We start from the raw sequence: 19172 nt of genomic DNA, 5'->3' as shown, positions 1-19172 counted from the left end.
GGCGTAGCTACGTCGTTCGGCGCCTCAGGGTTGCTGCTCCCAAGGTGAGGACCAGGAGGGCGCAGCCGGCGACGATCGCGGCGTCTCGGATGAAGTTGGCGGTCATGTCGGTGTGGAGGAGGACCTCGTTCATGCCGTCAACCGCGTAGGACATGGGGAGGACGTTGGAGAGGGCTTCGAGGGCGGGGTGCATGTCGGGGCGGGGAGTGAAGAGGCCGCAGAGGAGGAGTTGGGGGAAGATCACGGCCGGCATGAACTGGACGGCCTGGAACTCGGAGGCGGCGAAGGCCGAGACGAAGAGGCCGAGGGCGGTGCCCAGCAGGGCGTCGAGGAGGGCGACGACGAGAAGGAGCCAGGGGGAGCCGGTGACGTCCAGGTCGAGGAACCAGACCGCCAGACCTGTGGCGAGTGTGGACTGGATGATCGCGAGCGTGCCGAAGGCGAGGGCGTAGCCCGCGATGAGGTCGCCCTTGCCGAGAGGCATGGCGAGGAGGCGTTCCAAGGTGCCGGAGGTGCGTTCGCGCAAGGTCGCGATCGAGGTGACCAGGAACATCGTGATCAGCGGGAAGATGCCGAGGAGTGAGGCGCCGATGGAGTCGAAGACGCGTGGGCTGCCGTCGAAGACGTAGCGGAGCAGGAACAGCATCACGCACGGGATGAGGAGGAGCAGGGCGATCGTGCGGGGGTCGTGGCCGAGTTGGCGGAGGACTCGGGCCGCCGTGGCCGTCGTACGAGAGTGGTTGAGGGCTCTCGGGCGGGACGTGGCCGGGGGTGCGGGTGCGTGCGCGTTCTTCGTGGGGGTCATCGTGCCGGCTCCTTGTGGGGTGCGTCGGTGGCGGTCGCCTCGTCCACCAGGTGCAGGAAGGCTGCCTCGACTGTTTCCGCGTGGGTGCGGGTGCGGAGGGCCTCGGGGGTGTCGTCGGCGAGGATCTCGCCTTCGCGCATCAGGAGGAGGCGGTGGCAGCGCTCGGCCTCGTCCATGACGTGGGAGGAGATCAGGAGCGTCGCCCGGCGCTGGGTGGCGATCGTGTGGAAGAGGTCCCAGAGGTCGCGGCGGAGGACCGGGTCCAGGCCGACGGTGGGTTCGTCGAGGACCAGGAGTTCGGGGGTGCAGAGGAGGGCCACGGCCAGGGAGACGCGGCTGCGTTGGCCGCCGGAGAGGTTGCCGGCGAGTGTGTCGGCGTGGGAGGTGAGGTCCACGTCGGCGATGGCTCGGGTGACGTTCTCGTGGCGGCGTTCGGTGGCGGTGCGGCCGGGGTCGAGGATCGCGGCATAGTAGGCGAGGTTCTGGCGGACCGTCAGGTCGTTGTAGACGGAGGGCGCCTGGGTGACGTAGCCGATGCGGGAGCGGAGGGCGGGGGCGCCCGCGGGGTGGCCGAGGACTTGCAGGGTTCCGGTGACCTTGGCCTGGGTGCCGACGATCGCTCGCATCAAGGTCGACTTGCCGCAGCCGGAGGGGCCCAGGAGGCCGGTGATCTGGCCGTGGGGTACCGCGAAGTCGAGGCTCCGGAGAACCGTGCGGGGGCCTCGGATGACGGTGAGGCTGTCGGCCTGGATGGCGGGCGTGGGGGGCGGTGGAGGCTTCTTCTGCGAGTAATTCATCATGTGATGAATAATGCGTCGGCTTCGGTGGAGCGTCAAGGACCACAGGCGGGCCGGGGCTGCAGGGGTGCGGGAGCGGGAGGGGCGTGGTGGGGGTGGCGAGGGGCGCGGGGCGCGCGACGGGGTGATCGGAAGGCGGGATTCCGGGGGTGTGCGCATCCGCCGCCGTCAACGAGGGCGAGAAAGGGGTGCCGCCACTGCTCGCTTTGAGTGACAATTGGTTGCAGAGCGTGGTCGTAGGGCCTCGTCTAATCGCCGCGGTGGTGTGTGGCGGTCTCCGTTGTGAGCTCTTGTGCTCGTTCGCCGGGCCCCTCCCCCGGCGCGGGACCGCGTCATCTCCTGTCGGGCACTCCTGTTGATTTGACCGTTGACTGCCGGAGGTGCGTCACCTCATGCGTAATGCCTCAAACCCATTTCGACTTCACTCTTTGTGGCGGGGGGAGTTGGCCGCCTCGCTCGTCGTCTTTCTTGTGGCGTTGCCCTTATGTGTCGGGGTCGCGGTGGCGTCGGGAGTACCCGCCGAGTTGGGGCTGGTCACCGGGATCGTGGGTGGGCTGGTCGTCGGGGGGTTGCCCGGGAGCAGTCTGCAGGTCAGCGGGCCGGCGGCCGGATTGACGGTGCTGGTGTACGAGGCCGTACGGACGTATGGGCTGTCGGCGCTGGGTGTGCTGGTGCTCGGGGCCGGAGTGGTGCAGCTCGGGTTGGGGGTGTTGCGGCTCGGGCGGTGGTTCCGGGCGGTGTCCGTGGCCGTGGTGCAGGGGATGCTCGCCGGGATCGGGCTGGTGCTGGTGGCGGGGCAGGTGTACGCCATGGGGGACGTTGCCGCGCCCGGGGGAGGTGCGGTCGAGAAGGTCACGGGACTCGGTTCGTTGCCGGGGGCTGTGGATCCCGTTGCCCTCGCGGTCGGGGGCGCGACCGTCGTCGTACTGGTGGTGTGGCCTCGATGGCGTCGGGGGGCGCGTTTCGTGCCGGCGCCGTTGGTGGCAGTCGGGGGTGCGGCCGTGGTGACCGGGGTGTTCGACCTGGGGGTCCGGCGGGTCGAGGTGCAGGGGTTGCTGGAGGCCGTGCGGGTGCCGTCGGTCGATGATCTGGCGTTGCTCTCGCAGATGGGGGTCGTAGGGACGGTGCTCGCGTTCGCGCTGATCGCGTCCGCCGAGTCGTTGTTCAGTGCGGCGGCCGTGGATCAGCTGCATGACGGGCCGCGGACCGACTACGACCGGGAACTGGTCGCGCAGGGGGCCGGGAACGTCGTGTGTGGGGTGCTCGGGGCCTTGCCGATGACCGCGGTGATCGTACGGAGTGCGGCGAACGTGCGGGCGGGGGCACGGACCAAGGCCTCGCGGGTGCTGCACGGGGTGTGGTTGCTGGTGTTCGCGGCCCTTTTGCCCGGGGTGCTCGAAGTGATTCCGGTGGCGGCGTTGGCCGGGCTGCTGGTGTATGCGGGGTGCAAGCTCGTGCCCGTACGGGAGCTGGTGGTGTTGTGGCGAGGGCGGCATCGCGGAGAGGTGGTCGTCCTCGGGGTCACGGCCCTGGCGATCGTGGCCTGGAATCTGTTCGAAGGCGTGTTGGTGGGGCTCGCGTTGGCCGTGGCGAAAACCGCGTGGGACATCAGCCATGTGCAGGTCGAGACCGAGGACCAGGGGAACGCGGGAGTGGTGGTGCGTGTGGTCGGGAACGCGACGTTCCTGCGGTTGCCGAAGTTGCTGGACGCGTTGGAGGGGGTGCCCCAAGACCGGGATGTGCGGCTGGAGTTGGGCGGGTTGCGGCATGTGGATCACGCGTGTGCGGCGGCTTTGGCGGCCTGGAGGGCTGGGCGCGTTCAGGAGAGCGGCACGGTGGGTGAGAAGGGCGAGCTTGAGGGGCCGGCAGGGCCGGATAAGGTCGGTCGCGGGGGCCTTGCGGGGACGGGCGGAGACAGTCGGGAGGGGTTGGAGGGGCAGAAGCTGGAGCGGCTGGGGGCTCAGGGGCGGATGGCCACCAGTAGGTCTACGTCGTAGGTCTCTTCGATGGTTTCGGTAGGGAAGAGCCATCGGAGGTGGGCTCGCTCCTCGGTGAGGAACTCGGCGGTGGCCTCTTCACCCAGGACGAGGAACGCCGAGTGGCTGGCGATGTTGGCCAGGTGGGTGTCCAGGGAGACCTCGCGGCGATGCCGGTGCCGGCGCCTATGTCGACCGTTCGTGAGCCGTGGAAGGGACGGGCGGCCAGGTCTTCGATGGTGTCCAGGAGGGCGGGTGGGTAGGAGGGGCGATTCGCCGCGTACTGGGCTGCGGCCGCGTTGAAGGAGTGGGCTCGGGCGGTGTGAGAGGGGTTGCCAGCTGCTCACGAGGAAGCGTGAACGAGGACGGTTCGACTCGATCGTGTGATGGTCGGCTTCTGTGCTTGCGGCGTCCTGGGCCGTTCGGGCTACGGGGATCGTGCGATCCGGGACGCCGGGTACGGCGCCAGTGTGCGGGGCCCCCGCTCCACCGGAGTGATGGTTCGGGGCCTCCCCGTCGCCTCTGGCCGTACCCACCTGGCCAGGTCGCGTAGGGCAGCGTTCATCAGCGGCCTCCGGCCGCGGGGGCCTCCCGGGCCCGGACCACGGACACGATCCGTGTCGCCGCCCCGGGGTCGAGTACGCCGGGGACCAGTACGCCCAAGACCGTTCGGGGCGCGCGGCAGAGTGGACTCGCTTCTGCTCAGTCCACAGGAACGGTAGGGGGTCGTCATGGGGACATGGTCGCCGGGTGGGGAGTGTGCGGGAGAGGGCGTGTCCCCAACCTCCGGGAGGAGCACGCCCCTTGGGGTCCCGCCGGCCTGTCAGGGCGTGGTGATGGTTGGGCCGTCGTTGATGTGCAGGATCGCGTCCGCCCCGGCGAGGGTCGCCTCGTCGAGAGGGAAGTAGCCCTGTTCCGGGGTGGGGTCGGTGCGGGTGCGGGCGGAAGAGGGGAACGTGGTCGTCGTAGTCAGGCCCCATGGCGTGATACGGCGCTGCAGGAAGCCCTCGTAGGTGTCCGGTTCGGGTTCTCGCAGGCCGAACGTCTCGTTCCGGCCGAGGCTGCCGGCGACGAAGGTGTGGTGCTCGTCCGACAGCGACTTCATGATGTCGCCGGCGCCGTACCAGTTGGTGACCATGTCCGCCATGGGCATGGTGATCAGGGTTGGCTGGAGGTGGACGTTGTGTGCGAAGAGCAGGGTCGGGCCCCGGTGGGCCTCGACGGCTCGGATGTCGAGGAGGTTCTGGGCCATCAGCGCGTCCCGGGTGGCGCCCAGGCTGGATATGCGTGCGGCTTCCTCGATGCGCTGTGATGCCTGCTTGTGGTAGCGGAGCAGGCCGAGGCCGGCCGTGAGGTGGGTCTTGGCTCGGCGCCACTCGGCCCGGGAGGTCGACGCGATCAGTTGTGGTGCGCGGGCGTAGAGCGAGGTGAGCATGTCGTCCGCGAGGGATCGGAGCTTCTCGGCCTCGGGCGTGGCGCCGACCGACATGGCCGCGTGCCAGACCGCCTCTTGGCGGCTCCATCGTTCGTCGTCGCCGAGGAGGCTCGCGAAGTCGACGTCCAGATCGAGGGCGAGGGCGAGGTCCGCGTCGGCGGCGAGGGCGAGGTCGCGTGTGAGGTAGTCGCGGGCGTGTTCGAGGTACCGCCGGGGGCTGGGGGCGCTGGTGGTTTCCATGGGGGCGTCGAAGCCGTGGAAGGTGAGGCGTTCCGTCGGGGGTTGGTTCTGGTTGTACTCGCGCATCCATGCGACCAGGTGCCTGTTGGCGTCCAGTTGTCCGAAGCCGTGGGAGAAGCCTTCGGTCATGACCGCGTCGAGGGTGCCGATCCCCTCCTGGACGAAGTCGTTCACGGTGAGCGCGGCGACGCGGTCGGTTTCGAGGGCGATGGATCGGAAGCCGTGCTCGACGAGTTGCACGAACAGTTCGTTTCGGACCCATGCGAAGGCCGGTTCACGGTGCGTCGGCTCACCCAGGGCCAACAGGTCGCACGACGAGGTCACGAAGTCTCGGATGTCCTGACTCATGGGCCTCAATCGTATCTTTGAAAGCTCGGTTGAGGCTTTGGGAAGGCCTTGCCAAGGCTTTGGTAGCTCTGGACACTGTCTCGTGGCGTAAAGTCTCAAACTCGTGAAAACCCTGCGCCCTGCCGACCTCGCGCGTGAGCACGGCATCTCGACCCAGGCGGTCCGCAACTACGAGCGGGACGGGTTCATCCCGCCCGCCGAGCGCACGCGCAGTGGGTACCGGATCTACACCGAGGTGCATGCGGCGGCGCTCCGCGCGTACCTCGCCCTCGTCGCGGGCCACGGCCACTCGGCCGGTGGCCGGATCATGAACGCGCTCCAGCAGGGCGAACTCGATGACGCCCTCACGATCATCGACCGTGGTCACAGCCAGTTGCTCCGCGATCGGGAGACCCTGGACGCGGTACGCAGAGCGGTGGGTCATCTGACGGCGGAGTCCGAGACCGGCGCTGAGACCGGGACCGGGCAGGACGCCGTTTCGGGACGATCAAGGGACCTCGCCGCGCGAACCATCGGCGAACTCGCCCATCAGCTCGATGTCACCCCGGCGACCCTGCGCAACTGGGAAGAGGCCGGCATCCTCACCCCCGCACGGGACCCGCGCACGGGATACCGCGTCTTCCGCGCGGGCGACATCCGCGATGCCGAGCTCGCCCATCTCCTCAGGCGCGGGGGCTATCAGCTGGAGCACATCGCCACCGTGGTCGAGCAGATCCGCACGGCCGGGGGCACCGAGACACTGTCCCTTGCCCTGGACGACTGGCAGCGCAAGCTGACCGCGCGTGGCCTCGCCATGCTCGACGCGGCCACGCACCTCAGCCACTACCTGGGGCTCGGCGCCGACAACGACTAGGCGCGGCGGCGCTTCGCCGGGTTGCCGGTTCGTTTGGCGGTGCGGCGCTCGTACTGGGTGCGGGCCGTCTCGTATTCCTCGCGGTGGAGGGACTCGCCGGGGGCCTCCTTGAGGGAGCGGAGGAAGTAGGCGGTGAGGGAGCCGACGAAGCCGATGGTGAGGAGGCCGCGGAGGGAGGACTGGCGGGCCGGGTCGGGGCGCTTGGTGAACGAACCCCAGGTGTGGCCGAAGGCCAGGGCGGTGCAGATCGCGAACATGACGACGACCACGACGATGACGAAGCCGCCGACAGCCGCGAGTCGCAGGCCCTCGTACGCGAGGCGCAGCACCAGGCAGGAGACGGCCACGGCGGCGAGCGAACCGACGGACACGGTCGCGCGGCGGGTCGCGTAGTTGCCGTCGTGGTTCAGCCAGGTCGTCCCGAAGAAGCGGATGGGTTCGGGGCGGGGGCCTGCCGGAGTCGTCTGGGTGCCGCCGTTCTGCTCGTCGCTCACGGGTCCGATTATGGCTGGCTCCTGGTCAGGGGCCGACTCTCGGCCCCTGACCAGGCCACAGCCTCGGCGCCGGCCTCAGCCGCAGCGTCCCGCCACATAGCCGTCGCTGCCGGTGTAGACGTACGCGTCGGAGATGTACTGGCCGTCGGCGATGTTGTCCCAGAGGTTGGTCGTGCCGTAGGGGCCGGAGATGGTCTGGCCGGGTGTCTGGCAGTAGATCGGGACCGTGGCGCCCTCGGCGAGGACGCGGACGATGCTGTAGCTGGTGCTGGGACCGCTGCGGACGTTGACTCGGACGCCGGGGGCGACCGAGTAGTAGTGGACGGCTGCGGTCACCGTGGCGGTCGCGGCTGTCGTCGACGGCGTCGCCGTCTGCTCCTCTTCGCCGTCGCCCGTGATCTCTTCGACATGGTCGATGGACATGGAAAAACTCCCCCCGTTGAACCCCGTTGAACCCCGTTGAGCGCCGTTGAGCGCCGTTGAGCGCCGTTGTGAAACCCGTGTCGAACCCCCATGACAGTCATGGGGACGCATTGATACCCCGGAATCAAATCACGCACACCTGCGCGTTCTTCGCACAGGTGGACCAGCAAGCCGCCTCTGTCCCCTACGGGTCATCGACTAGGCTCCGAGCGTCGTCTGAGCGGCGAAAACAGCACGGGGGTAGCCCATGGCACGACGGGACACCGGGTCGGGAGCGGAAGCGGAACTTCCCGAGTACGCCGGTCAGTACCGTCTGGAGTCGTGTCTGGGTTCGGGTGGCATGGGGATCGTGCATCTCGCGACCTCGACCTCAGGGTTGCGGCTCGCGGTGAAGGTCGTGCATGCCGAGTTCGCCAAGGACCCCGAGTTCAGGGGACGGTTCAGACAGGAAGTGGCCGCGGCGCGGCGGGTGAGCGGTGCCTTCACCGCGCCGGTCGTCGACGCAGACACCGACAGCGCGCGGCCCTGGATGGCCACCCTCTTCATTCCGGGTCCCACGCTCGCCGAGCACGTCAAGCGGAACGGGCCGATGGCACCGGGGCAGTTGCGCCGCCTCATGGCCGGGCTGGCGGAGGCGTTGCGCGACATCCATCGGGCGGGCGTGGTGCACCGGGATCTCAAGCCGAGCAACGTGCTGCTCGCCGAGGACGGGCCCAAAGTCATCGACTTCGGGATCTCCCGGCCGAAGGACAGCGAACTGCGGACCGAGACGGGGAAGTTGATAGGCACTCCCCCGTTCATGGCGCCCGAGCAGTTCCGGCGGCCCCGGGAAGTCGGGCCCGCCGCCGACATCTTCGCCCTCGGCTCGGTGACCGTGCACGCGGCGACCGGACGCGGACCCTTCGACTCCGACAGTCCCTACGTCGTCGCCTACCAGGTCGTCCACGACGAGCCGGACCTCACTGGCGTACCCGAGAACCTCGCGCCGCTCGTCCGGGCGTGCCTGTCCAAGGAGCCCGAGGACCGGCCCACGGCGGACGAGCTCATGCACGAACTGCGGTCCGTGGCAGCCTCGTACGACACCCAGGCGTTCATACCGACGCAGCGGACGGAGGGGACGGACGGGGCGGACGGGGCACAACGGCCGGACCGCAAGGGACGGGCGGGCAGCTGGGGCGGGCCTCCGGCCGCGGCCGACATCAGCCCGCCTCCCCCGGCGTCCCCGCCCTTGAACCCGCCCGGGGACCAGCCCCGTCGTCCCCGCCTCCGCACACGCGCCGCCCTCGTCGCCGGGGCGCTGGTGCTCGCCGCGGGCGGGGCGTTCGCCTCGGTGCAGTGGATCGGGGGTGACGGCGGTGCGGACGGGGTCGGTGCCACGCCCCGGGCGACCAGGGCCGGGGCCGCCGCGCCCGTCCTCGAGCCCTGGGCCACCAAGCCGGCGCCCAAGAAGACCGGTGCGCCGCAGTGCTCGTACGGGGCGGGCAAGCTGCTGTGTGCGCAGCCGGGGCTGGTCTCCGCGGTGGATCCGGCGGACGGCGGCGTGCTGTGGCGGCATACCGTCGCCGAGGCGGACGCGGCGGTGACCAGTGGCCCGCCCGTCGTGTCGGGTGGGCTGGTGCACGTACTGACAGACGCGGGCCGGCGGTTGCAGGCGCTCGACCCGGCCAGCGGCAAGGTGCGGTGGCAGCGGGACCTGTCCGCGTACGGCGGCCAGCGGTATGTCGGCGGCATGCTGCTGCTGACCTCCGCCGACGGGACGGTGACCGGCGTGGACGGCGCCACCGGCGACACCAAGTGGAGCCGTCGGATCCCGGGGCAGCCGGAGGCGTACTTCACCTCGTTCCAGGGGCACGGCCTGGCGTACATCGCGAGCATCGCCGACGACGGTTCCGGAGCCCGGACGCGGATCACCGCGGTGGACCCGGACACCGGGGATATGCGGTGGGAGGCGCGGCTGAAGGGCACCCTGGAGCCGGTCGGGGCCCGTGACGGCGCTCTCTTCCTCGCCGCCGGCGGGGGTATCCACGGCGACGCGGTGGGCGTCGTCCGCTACGACCCCGGCACCAAGGCCTCGGTCCGGGTCGCACTGCCCGCACCGGTCCAACAGGCGAGCGGGGCGGTGCGGGGCGACGTCGTGTATCTGCTGGGGGTCGGCGGGACGCTGGTGGCCGTCGACATGGAGACGCGCGACCAGTTGTGGCGGGCCGAGACGGGAGTGCTGCGGGGTTCGACGCCGATGGCCGACGACCGGCATGTGTATTTCACCGCCGTGGACGGGCGGCTGCTCGCGCTGGACGCCGGCAAGGGGAAGCTCAGCGGGGAGACGCCGGTGCGGCTCGGCGCCACGAACAGGGTCGCGGCCGCGCTGCCCGAGCCCGTCCTCATCGAGGGACGGATCTGCTCGTCCGCGCCGGACGGAACCGTGTTCGGGGTGGACGGGAGCGATCCGGCGAACTGGTGACATGAGCTGGTGACACGACCGAGGGCCGCTCCCCGCCGTACGGGAACGGCCCTCGGCCATGTCAACCGATGGAACCAGCCGATCGCCTCAGCCCAGCTTGCTGACGTCCCGCACCGCGCCCTTGTCGGCGCTGGTCGCCATCGCGGCGTACGCCCTCAGCGCGGCCGAGACCTTGCGGTCCCGGTTCTTCGGGGCGTAGACGCCGTTCAGGGCCTGCTCGCGGCGGGCCAGCTCGGCCTCGTCGACCAGGAGCTCGATCGAACGGTTCGGGATGTCGATGCGGATGCGGTCGCCGTCCTCGACGAGGGCGATCGTGCCGCCGCCGGCCGCCTCCGGGGAGGCGTGGCCGATGGAGAGGCCGGAGGTGCCGCCGGAGAAGCGGCCGTCGGTGATCAGCGCGCAGGACTTCCCCAGGCCGCGGCCCTTGAGGTACGAGGTCGGGTAGAGCATCTCCTGCATGCCGGGGCCGCCCTTGGGGCCCTCGTAACGGATGACGACGACGTCGCCCTCCGTGATCTGCTTCATGAGGATCTTCTGGACGGCCTCTTCCTGCGACTCGCAGACGACCGCCGGGCCCTCGAACGTCCAGATCGACTCGTCGACACCCGCCGTCTTCACCACGCAGCCGTCGACGGCGAGGTTGCCCTTGAGGACCGCGAGGCCGCCGTCCTTGGAGTACGCGTGTTCGGCGGAGCGGATGCAGCCGCCCTCGGCGTCGTCGTCCAGAGACTCCCAGCGCTCGGACGTGGAGAAGGCCTCGGCGGAGCGGACGCAGCCGGGGGCCGCGTGCCACAGCTCGACCGCCTCGGGGGACGGGGAGCCGCCGCGCACGTCCCACGTCTTCAGCCAGTCGGCGAGGGAGGGGCTGTGGACGGAGTGCACGTCCTCGTTGAGCAGGCCCGCGCGGTGCAGTTCGCCGAGCAGGGCCGGGATGCCGCCGGCGCGGTGCACGTCCTCCATGTAGTACGTGCGGTCCTTGGCGACGTTCGGCGCGACCTTCGCCAGGCAGGGCACGCGGCGCGAGACCGCGTCGATCTCGGCGAGGCCGAAGGGGACGCCCGCCTCCTGGGCGGCGGCCAGCAGGTGCAGGATCGTGTTGGTGGAGCCGCCCATGGCGATGTCGAGGGCCATGGCGTTCTCGAAGGCCGCGAAGCTCGCGATCGAGCGCGGGAGGACCGTCTCGTCGTCCTGCTCGTAGTAGCGGCGGGTGATGTCCATGACGGTGGTGGCCGCGTCGACGTACAGCTGTTTACGGGCCGTGTGCGTGGCCAGGACCGAGCCGTTGCCGGGGAGGGAGAGGCCGATGGCCTCGGTCAGGCAGTTCATCGAGTTGGCGGTGAACATGCCGGAGCAGGAGCCGCAGGTCGGACAGGCGTTCTCCTCGATACGGAGGATGTCCTCGTCCGAGATCTTGTCGTTCACGGCGTCGGAGATCGCGTCGACCAGGTCGAGCGTACGGACCGTGCCGTCGACGAGCGTGGCGCGGCCGGACTCCATGGGGCCGCCGGAGACGAAGACCGTCGGGATGTTGAGCCGCAGGGCCGCGTTCAGCATGCCCGGGGTGATCTTGTCGCAGTTGGAGATGCAGATCAGGGCGTCGGCGCAGTGGGCCTCGACCATGTACTCCACGCTGTCCGCGATCAGGTCGCGGGAGGGGAGGCTGTACAGCATGCCGCCGTGGCCCATCGCGATGCCGTCGTCCACGGCGATCGTGTTGAACTCGCGGGGGATGCCTCCGGCGGCTTGGATGGCCTCGCTCACGATCCGGCCCACCGGCTGGAGGTGGGTGTGGCCCGGCACGAACTCGGTGAAGGAGTTCGCCACCGCGATGATCGGCTTGCGGCCGATGTCCGCGCCCGGTACACCGGAGGCCCGCATAAGGGCGCGGGCGCCCGCCATGTTGCGGCCGTGGGTGACTGTGCGGGACCTCAGCTCGGGCATCGTCGCTCGCCTCGCTCCTTCAGAGAGTTATGACTGAGGTCGAGCCTACGCCGGTCATCCAGGGGTTGGACATGATGTCCGGAATGCGGGATGCGTGTCTCGGTTTTCGACTGCGGGTCAGGGCAGCGTCAGGTGCCCCTGCACCACCGGTGCGATCCTCGCGATGATCTGCTCCGGATCCGCCGACGCCAACGGCTCCACCTTGATCACGTACCGCAGCATCGCCACCCCCACCAACTGCGCCGCCGCCAGCTCGGCCCGGAGTTCCGCGTCCGGGAGGTCCAGGCGGCGGGCGATGCGGTACAGCAACTGCGTGGCGAGCAAGCGGCGGAAGACGGCGGCCGCGGCCTCGTGGTTGACCGCCGAGCGGACGACGGCGAGGAGCGGCTTGCGGGTGGTCGGGTTCTCCCAGAAGCCGAAGATCGTACGGGTCAGGCGCTCGCCCACGCCGTCGAGGGGGCCTTCGAGGACGGAGTCCCTGACGCTCAGTACCGGCGAGAAGGCGACTTCCACCGCCGCCTCGAACATCTGCTCCTTCGTGCCGAAGTAGTGGTGTACGAGCGCCGAGTCGACCCCGGCGGCCTTGGCGATGCCGCGCATGGACGTCTTGTCGTAGCCGCGCTCGGAGAACTCCTCCCGGGCCGCCGCCAGGATGCGGTCGCGGGCGGCGGGGGCGTCCGCCGACTTCGTACGGGGCGGGCGCCCCCTGCGGCGGGGCGGCGTGGCCGAGGTCATCGCCGGGGCACCTGTACCGCCGAGGCCAGGTGCAGCCGGGTGAAGGCCAGGGCCTCCGCCAGGTCGGCCTCGCGTTCGGCGCTGGACATGGCGCGGCGGGTGTTGACCTCGATGACGACGTGACCGTCGAAACCGGTGCGGGCGAGACGTTCCAGCAGCTCGGCGCAGGGCTGGGTGCCGCGGCCGGGGACGAGGTGCTCGTCCTTGGCCGAGCCCTTGCCGTCGGCCATGTGCACATGGCCGAGGCGGTCACCCATGCGGTCGACCATCTCCAGGGTGTCCGTGCGGGAGGTCGCGGCGTGGCTGAGGTCGATCGTGAAGTGCCGGTAGTCGTCCTTCGTGACGTTCCAGTCGGGGGCGTACGCGAGCATCTCGCGGTCGCGGTACCGCCAGGGGTACATGTTCTCGACGGCGAACCGTACGTCCGTCTCGTTCGCCATCCGCCAGATCCCGGTGACGAAGTCGCGCGCGTACTGGCGCTGCCAGCGGAACGGGGGGTGCACGACGACCGTGGTCGCGCCGAGCTTCTCGGCGGCCGCCTGGGCGCGCTGGAGCTTGACCCAGGGGTCGGTGGACCACACCCGCTGGGTGATCAGCAGGCAGGGGGCGTGTACGGCGAGGATGGGGATCTGGTGGTAGTCGGAGAGGCGGCGCAGGGCCTCCATGTCCTGGCTGACCGGGTCGGTCCAGACCATGACCTCGACGCCGTCGTACCCCAGGCGCGCGGCGATCTCGAAGGCCGTCGCCGTCGACTCCGGGTACACGGAGGCCGTGGACAGGGCGACCTTCGCATCCGGGATTCGCACGACTGGCTCCGCCATGGGGACAGGTTACGGGGTGAGGTCGGGGGGATGTGCCAGGGGCCGGGCGCCCATTCACCGTTGGAGGCTTGCTTCGCGGGCGAGTGCCGGTAAGCGGGGGCTGGTCGCGCAGGTCCTCGCGCCCCCAAAAAGTCCAGGGGTCGCCCTCAGTCTTCAGGGGGCGCGGGGAACTGCGCGAGCAACCCCCACTCACCCGGCAGACAATCGCGCCCCCGGATCGCCGCTACGCCGTACCCATGTGATCCAGTCGCCGCAGAATCACGCCCTCCCTCAGCGCCCACGGGCAGATCTCCAAGGTCTCCACCTCGAAGAGATCCATCGCGGCCTCCGCCACCAACGCACCCGCGAGCAGCTGGCCGGCTCGGCCCTCGGAGACGCCGGGGAGGGTGGCGCGTTGGGCGGTGGTCATGGCGGCGAGCTTGGGGACCCAGGACTCCAGGGCGTCGCGCTTGAGGTCGCGCTGGACGTAGAGGCCCTCGGTGGAGCGGGCGGCGCCGCCGATGCGGGCGAGCTGCTTGAAGGTCTTGGAGGTGGCGACGACGTGGTCGGGGGCCCCGAAGCGGCTGAACTCGCCGACCGTACGGGCGATCTGGGCCCGGACGTGGCGGCGCAGGGCGCGGACGTCGTCCGGGCCGGGCGGGTCGCCGGGGAGCCAGCCGGCGGTGAGGCGGCCGGCGCCGAGCGGCAGCGAGACGGCCGCGTCGGGCTCCTCGTCGATGCCGTACGCGATCTCCAGGGAGCCGCCGCCGATGTCGAGGACGAGGAGCTTGCCGGCGGACCAGCCGAACCAGCGGCGGACGGCCAGGAAGGTCAGCCGGGCCTCCTCCGCGCCGGTGAGGACCTGGAGCTCGACGCCGGTCTCGTCCTGGACGCGGGCGAGGACGTCGTCGGCGTTGCTGGCCTCGCGCACCGCGGAGGTGGCGAAGGGGAGCATCTCCTCCACGCCCTTGTCCTCGGCGGCCTGGAGCGCCTCGTGGACGACGCTTATCAGTTTCTCGACGCCTTCGGGGCCGATCGCCCCCGCCTCGTCGAGAAGTTGGGCAAGGCGAAGCTCCGCCTTGTGCGAGTGCGCGGGCAGGGGGCGCGCGCCGGGGTGTGCGTCCACCACCAGCAGATGCACCGTGTTCGATCCCACGTCGAGGACACCGAGTCTCATGTACGGAACGCTACTGCCAGCGGAGCCATGCACCGTGCTCGATGTCGGTTCCGGCGCCGTACCCTGGACGGGTGCCAAAGACGAAAAAGGCAAAGGCCGACAAGTCGGCAGCGGGAGCGGCGGCGGCCACCGGTTCTTCTCGGGCGAAGGCGGCCAGGCCCAAGAAGTCGAAGACGGTCGCCGCAGAAGCCACTGTGCCCGATGAGAAGGGGCTCGACTTCGCGCGCGCGTGGGTGGAGTTCCCTGATCCGGCGGACGCCGAGCAGGTCTTCCGCTGCGATCTGACCTGGCTGACCTCCCGCTGGAACTGCGTCTTCGGCAGCGGTTGCCAGGGCATCCAGGCGGGCCGCGCTGACGACGGCTGCTGCACCCTGGGTGCCCACTTCTCGGACGAGGACGACGAGAAGCGGGTCGCCGAGCATGTGGCGAGGCTCACGCCGGAAATCTGGCAGTTCCACGACGTGGGTATGGAGTCGGGCTGGGTCTCGAAGGACGAGGACGGCGACCGCCAGACCCGGCCGTACAAGGGCTCGTGCATCTTCCAGAACCGCCCCGGTTTCGCGGGCGGCGCGGGTTGCTCGCTGCACATCCTGGCCCTGCGCGAGGGCCGCGAGCCCCTCGAGACCAAGCCGGACGTCTGCTGGCAGCTCCCGGTCCGCCGTACGTACGACTGGATCGACCGGCCCGACGACACCCGCGTCCTGCAGGTGTCGATCGGCGAGTACGACCGCCGCGGCTGGGGGCCGGGCGGCCATGACCTGCACTGGTGGTGCACGTCGGCGACCTCGGCGCACGGCGCGGGCGAACCGGTGTATGTGTCGTACCGGCCCGAGCTGATCGAACTGATGGGCAAGGCGGGATACGACCGCCTGGCCGAGCTGTGCGAGGAGCGCCTCGCGTCCCAGCTGCCGCTGGTGGCCCCGCATCCGGCGGATCCGGTCGACTGACGGACTGACGGTTCCGCGGGCGCCGCGGCGTACGGCAGTCGTACGGCGGTCAGGACGCCGGGGTCGGTTACGACGTCGGGGTCTGGCCGCCGTCGTCGCTCGGTGGCGGGGGCGGGCCGCCCGGGTCCGTGGGGGCCTGGTCAGTGGGGGTCGGGGTCGGATCGGGCTGGGTCGGGGCGCTGGGGGTGGGCTCCGGGCCGGAGTCCGGCGGCGGGGTGGGCCGCGGAGGGTCCGGGTTCGGAGCCGGTGGGGTCGGGCGGGGGTCTTCGGGGGGTGCGGGCACGGGGCCTTGGCCCTCGATGGTGACGACGGCGCCCGAGGGGGCCAGGGACACCTGCGCGGTCCAGTCCCCGGCGGGCTCGGTCAGCTGGTCCACGTTCACCTTGATCGTCAACGACTCGCCGGGTTCCAGGGTTCCCGAGGACTGGCTGAGGTAGAGCCAGTCGGCGTCGGTGCGGGCGGACCACGCGACGGCTGAATCGCCGGTCGCGGTCAGCGTGATGAGGGTGGTGTCGCCGACGTGCCCGGCCGTCACGGAGAGCCCGCCCTGGCCTCCGCCCTGACTGACCTCGACGGCGACGTCGCCCGCCGGGACGGGTTTGCCCTTGCCGAGCCGGGCGTCGGGCTTCGCGCGGGCGCTGCCGGCGTTCTCGTAGGTGTCGCCGGTGCCGTCGCCGTGTGCCTCGCCGGCGGTGACACCGCGGCCGTCGACGCCCTCGCCGGTGAGAGGGGCGCCCCGGTAGGCGGCCCAGAAGGCGAGGACGGGCGCGGCGACGACGGTGGCGACGACGGTCGTCGTGACGGCACGCGTGCGTAGCCGATCCCTGCGGGCCGCGTGGACCCTCGGGTCCATGGGGAAACCGCGCCGGTCGAAATGTGGCGCACGCGCGCGTGTGACGTGCCCCATCGCGGCGCACAGGGCCGCGCGCGGGGCTTCGAGCACGGGCAGCGCGGCGGGCGTGACGCGGGTGCCGGGCCAGTGGCCGGGGACGGCGCGCTCGGCGGCGCGGCGGCAGCGGGGGCAGTCGTCGACGTGCCGGACGAGTTCGCGGCGCAGGGTGGCGCTGAGGACGAGCTGAGAGTCGCCGGCGAGGCGGGCGACGCTGGGGCAGGCGCCGGTTTCCACGACGGCGAGGGCCGCGCGGGTGCGCTCCACCTCGCAGGCTGCGGAGGAGAGCAGTTCACGCGCGGAGGCGAGGTCCATGCCGAGGACGTCGGCGACCTCGCGGGTGGCGAGCTGGTGCCGTACGGCCAGTTCGAGCGCCTCGCGCTGCTCCGGGGTGGTGCCGGCGGCCTCCGGCCAGGCGAGCAGGGCGAGTTCGCGCCGCCGCTGCCGCTCCTCCCCCTCGGAGAGGGTCGCCGCCCGCGCGGCCCTCTTGGAGGATCCCTTCAGCCCGCGCTGTCTCTCGCCGCCACCACCCGAACCGGTATCGGTACCGGCGGCGGAACCACCCCCATGCCGCGCCCGACGCCCGGCGGCATGCGTGCTCTGACGTTTCTGCCGGGCCTCGGCGAGCTTGCGCAGACAGGCCCAGCGGGCCAGTGCGTACAGCCAGGCGCGGCGGTCGTCCGCGGCATCCGGACCCCTACGACGCTCGGCGAGCGCGAGAGCGTCGCCCAGGGCCGCGGTCGCCGTGTCGTGGTCGCACAGCACCGACAGGCAGTAGGTGAACAGGCCGTCCAGATACGGCTCGTCACGCGTCGGCGGGCGCTGCGCCAACGCGCGCGCCGCCGCCCGATCGCGCGCCTCGCGGTGCGCCCCGTGTGCGCCGACAGTGCGGGTCGAGGTCTCCGGACTGATGCTCATCATTCATGGACGGTAGGCGCCCGGAAGCAGCACGTTCTCACTCCTTCAGCACATTTACTCCGTACGGGTGAAACGATCCCTCATAAGGGGACAGGAATCCCGAATTCCACAGACCGTCGCAGTAAATGTTGTGCACTACATTGACCACGACAAAAAAACAGCCCTACATTCGCTGGGTCTGGGTTACCTCACGTCACCGTCCCCCTACGCGCCGACAGGAGACCCACCCCTCATGGCCTTACCTACCCGCCCCCGCTCCACCACCCGCAGCCTCGCCGCCCTGGCCACAGCCGTTGTTCTCACCCTGACCGGCAGCTCGACCACGACCGCCGCCGCCCCCGGAACCCAACGCCTCAGCGGCACACTCCCCGACGGCGCCACCTGGATCGCCGACGTGCCCGAGAACTGGAACGGCACGCTGATCGTCTTCAGCCACGGCTTCGGCGTCACCGTCGCCCAGAACGCCCCCTCCGAAGCCGTACGCCTCCGCCTCCTCGAAGAGGGCTACGCGCTCACGGGCTCTTCCTACGACACGAGCGAGACCCTCTGGGCCCTGGAAAGCGCGGAGCGCGACCAACTGGCCACCCTCGAAGCGGTGACCGCCAAGATCGGCGAACCGACCCGAACCCTCTCCATAGGTCAGTCCATGGGCGGCCTGGTGAATGCCCGACTCGCCCGCTCCGGAGCCGGTGGCATCGACGGCGCCCTGGGCCTCTGCGGCCTCGTCGCCGGCGCCAACGACCTGGAGAACTACCAGCTCGACGCCGAGTACACGATCGCCCGCCTCCTCCTCCCCGACACTCCCGTCAAACTGGTCGGCTTCGCTTCCCAGGCCGAGGCGACCGCCACCGCCCAGCAACTCACCGCCGCCGTCACCGCCGCCCAGGAGACCCCCCAGGGTCGCGCCCGGATCGCCCTCGCCGCGGCCTACCTCAACCTGCCGGCATGGGCCCCCGGCAAGGAACGCCCCGCGGCCGACGACTGGGCCGGCCAGCAGGCACAGCAGTACGACTGGTTCGCCCGGGGCATCCTGGCCTTCGTCGAAGGCGGCCGCTACCACATCGAGAAGGCCCTCGGCGGCAACAACTCCTGGAACAAGGGCGTCGACTACGCGCGCGTGCTGTCCGCCTCCCAGCACGCGCCCCTGGTCAAGGCCATGTACAAGGAGGCGGGCCTGGACCTCCGAGCCGACCTGACGAACCTGACCCGCAACGCCACCATCACCGCGTCCCCCTCCGCCGTCGCCACCGCCGAACGCACGTCCTCCGCCGGCCAGGGCCTCGCCGTCCCCCTCCTCGACATCCACACCACCGCCGACGACCTCGTCCCCGCAGAACAGGAAACCCGCTTCGCCGCCCGCGTCCGCGCCTCCGGAGACGCCCCCCAACTCCGACAGGCCTACGTCGACCGCACCGGCCACTGCACCTTCACCGTCGCCGAAACAGTCGCCGCCCTCCACGCCTTGGAGCACCGCGTGAACACCGGCCACTGGGGCGCCGCAGCAACCGCAGGCGCCCTCCAAACCGCCGCGCTCCAACTCAACCTCGACGGCGCGGCATACGTCCCGTACCGCCCGGCGAACCTGACCATCGGCCGCCGTCTCTAGGCACCCGGCGCTGGGGCCGACCGGGGCTGGGGCCGACCGGGGCTGGGGCCGACCGGGCTGGGGCCGACCGGGCTGGGCTGCGCAACTCGGCACCACGAGGTGCCGCCGCACACCCCTGCCGTCCAGCGGCACGACTGCCCGCAGCGAGGGCAGCGGCGTAGGAAAGCCACCACCACGGCGGGTCAGCCGCAAGACGGCGGAAGGGGCCGTGCCGGTACGTCATGCCCGTCGCGTAGAGCGGCACAGAGAACCTCAACTCACCGAACCCCGAGCAGTAGGGCACCAAGCGACGGGCAGACGTACCGGCACGGCCCCGACCCACCCACC

15 protein-coding genes and 1 pseudogene are annotated in these 19172 nt (G+C 70.8%); 5 read left to right on the top strand and 11 right to left on the bottom strand.

Features of this window, described 5'->3' with window-relative positions:
• Positions 1 to 7: 7 nt before the first annotated feature.
• Together CES90_RS21070 and CES90_RS21065 are read right to left on the bottom strand one after the other, a co-directional pair.
• Positions 8 to 805, bottom strand: coding sequence for an ABC transporter permease (locus tag CES90_RS21070; protein ID WP_189785616.1), 798 nt, complete (start codon positions 803 to 805; stop codon positions 8 to 10).
• A complete protein-coding gene (locus CES90_RS21065; protein WP_408646659.1) occupies positions 802 to 1602 on the bottom strand; it encodes an ABC transporter ATP-binding protein in 801 nt (266 codons plus the stop codon). The genes CES90_RS21070 and CES90_RS21065 overlap by 4 nt, the downstream gene beginning before the upstream one ends.
• A gap of 392 nt (positions 1603 to 1994) precedes the next feature.
• Here CES90_RS21065 and CES90_RS21060 point away from each other — a divergent pair, with 392 nt between their 5' ends.
• Positions 1995 to 3599, top strand: coding sequence for a SulP family inorganic anion transporter (locus tag CES90_RS21060; protein WP_189785614.1), 1605 nt, complete (start codon positions 1995 to 1997; stop codon positions 3597 to 3599).
• On the opposite strand, the pseudogene CES90_RS49735 reads toward CES90_RS21060, so the two are convergent.
• Positions 3563 to 3906 (bottom strand): annotated as a pseudogene (locus tag CES90_RS49735) (hypothetical protein); the annotation flags it as partial. The gene CES90_RS21060 and the pseudogene CES90_RS49735 sit on opposite strands and share 37 nt — an antisense overlap.
• 495 nt (positions 3907 to 4401) lie before the next feature.
• Positions 4402 to 5601, bottom strand: coding sequence for an erythromycin esterase family protein (locus tag CES90_RS21055; protein WP_189785613.1), 1200 nt, complete (start codon positions 5599 to 5601; stop codon positions 4402 to 4404).
• A gap of 103 nt (positions 5602 to 5704) precedes the next feature.
• On the opposite strand from CES90_RS21055, the gene CES90_RS21050 reads away from it, so the two are divergent.
• Positions 5705 to 6454 carry a TioE family transcriptional regulator gene (locus tag CES90_RS21050; protein ID WP_189785612.1) on the top strand — a complete coding sequence of 250 codons (750 nt, stop codon included), beginning with the start codon at positions 5705 to 5707 and terminating at the stop codon, positions 6452 to 6454.
• On the opposite strand, the gene CES90_RS21045 is transcribed toward CES90_RS21050, so the two are convergent.
• Together CES90_RS21045 and CES90_RS21040 are read right to left on the bottom strand one after the other, a co-directional pair.
• Complete coding sequence (locus CES90_RS21045) at positions 6451 to 6948, bottom strand: EamA/RhaT family transporter (RefSeq protein WP_189785611.1); 498 nt, start codon at positions 6946 to 6948, stop codon at positions 6451 to 6453. The two genes, CES90_RS21050 and CES90_RS21045, sit on opposite strands and share 4 nt — an antisense overlap.
• Positions 6949 to 7023: 75 nt before the next feature.
• A complete protein-coding gene (locus CES90_RS21040; protein ID WP_189785610.1) occupies positions 7024 to 7371 on the bottom strand; it encodes an SH3 domain-containing protein in 348 nt (115 codons plus the stop codon).
• A 247-nt stretch (positions 7372 to 7618) separates the two neighbouring features.
• Here CES90_RS21040 and CES90_RS21035 point away from each other — a divergent pair, with 247 nt between their 5' ends.
• Positions 7619 to 9832, top strand: a complete 2214-nt coding sequence (locus CES90_RS21035; protein WP_189785609.1) for a serine/threonine-protein kinase — start codon at positions 7619 to 7621, stop codon at positions 9830 to 9832.
• Between the two features lie 87 nt (positions 9833 to 9919).
• Here the strand turns inward: CES90_RS21035 and ilvD are convergent, their stop codons facing one another.
• The 4 genes from ilvD to CES90_RS21015 form a co-directional block, all read right to left on the bottom strand.
• The gene (ilvD, locus tag CES90_RS21030) at positions 9920 to 11773 is read right to left on the bottom strand and encodes a dihydroxy-acid dehydratase (protein ID WP_189785608.1); all 1854 of its coding nucleotides are present in this window, start codon (positions 11771 to 11773) and stop codon (positions 9920 to 9922) included.
• Positions 11774 to 11890: 117 nt separating this feature from the next.
• Entirely contained in the window at positions 11891 to 12508 is a 618-nt protein-coding gene (locus CES90_RS21025; RefSeq protein ID WP_189785607.1) for a TetR/AcrR family transcriptional regulator, read from the bottom strand.
• Positions 12505 to 13329: a sugar phosphate isomerase/epimerase family protein gene (locus tag CES90_RS21020; protein WP_189785606.1), complete on the bottom strand. Its 825-nt coding sequence runs from the start codon at positions 13327 to 13329 to the stop codon at positions 12505 to 12507. The genes CES90_RS21025 and CES90_RS21020 overlap by 4 nt, the downstream gene beginning before the upstream one ends.
• Before the next feature lie 223 nt (positions 13330 to 13552).
• Positions 13553 to 14485 carry a Ppx/GppA phosphatase family protein gene (locus CES90_RS21015; RefSeq protein ID WP_189785605.1) on the bottom strand — a complete coding sequence of 311 codons (933 nt, stop codon included), beginning with the start codon at positions 14483 to 14485 and terminating at the stop codon, positions 13553 to 13555.
• Between the two features lie 71 nt (positions 14486 to 14556).
• Here CES90_RS21015 and CES90_RS21010 point away from each other — a divergent pair, with 71 nt between their 5' ends.
• Positions 14557 to 15432: a hypothetical protein gene (locus CES90_RS21010; protein ID WP_189785604.1), complete on the top strand. Its 876-nt coding sequence runs from the start codon at positions 14557 to 14559 to the stop codon at positions 15430 to 15432.
• 67 nt (positions 15433 to 15499) lie between these two features.
• Here CES90_RS21010 and CES90_RS21005 read toward each other — a convergent pair whose 3' ends face one another.
• On the bottom strand, positions 15500 to 17242 hold the full coding sequence (locus tag CES90_RS21005; RefSeq protein ID WP_189785603.1) for a BACON domain-containing protein: 1743 nt from the start codon (positions 17240 to 17242) through the stop codon (positions 15500 to 15502).
• Positions 17243 to 17471: 229 nt separating this feature from the next.
• Between CES90_RS21005 and CES90_RS21000 the strand changes: the two genes are divergently transcribed.
• On the top strand, positions 17472 to 18845 hold the full coding sequence (locus tag CES90_RS21000) for an alpha/beta hydrolase (RefSeq protein ID WP_189785602.1): 1374 nt from the start codon (positions 17472 to 17474) through the stop codon (positions 18843 to 18845).
• The last annotated feature ends 327 nt before the right edge of the window (positions 18846 to 19172 follow it).

Origin of the sequence: Streptomyces capitiformicae (assembly GCF_002214185.1) — a bacterium.
Classification (GTDB): Bacteria; Actinomycetota; Actinomycetes; order Streptomycetales; family Streptomycetaceae; genus Streptomyces; species Streptomyces capitiformicae.
This window is presented reverse-complemented; position numbering and strand designations above follow the sequence as displayed.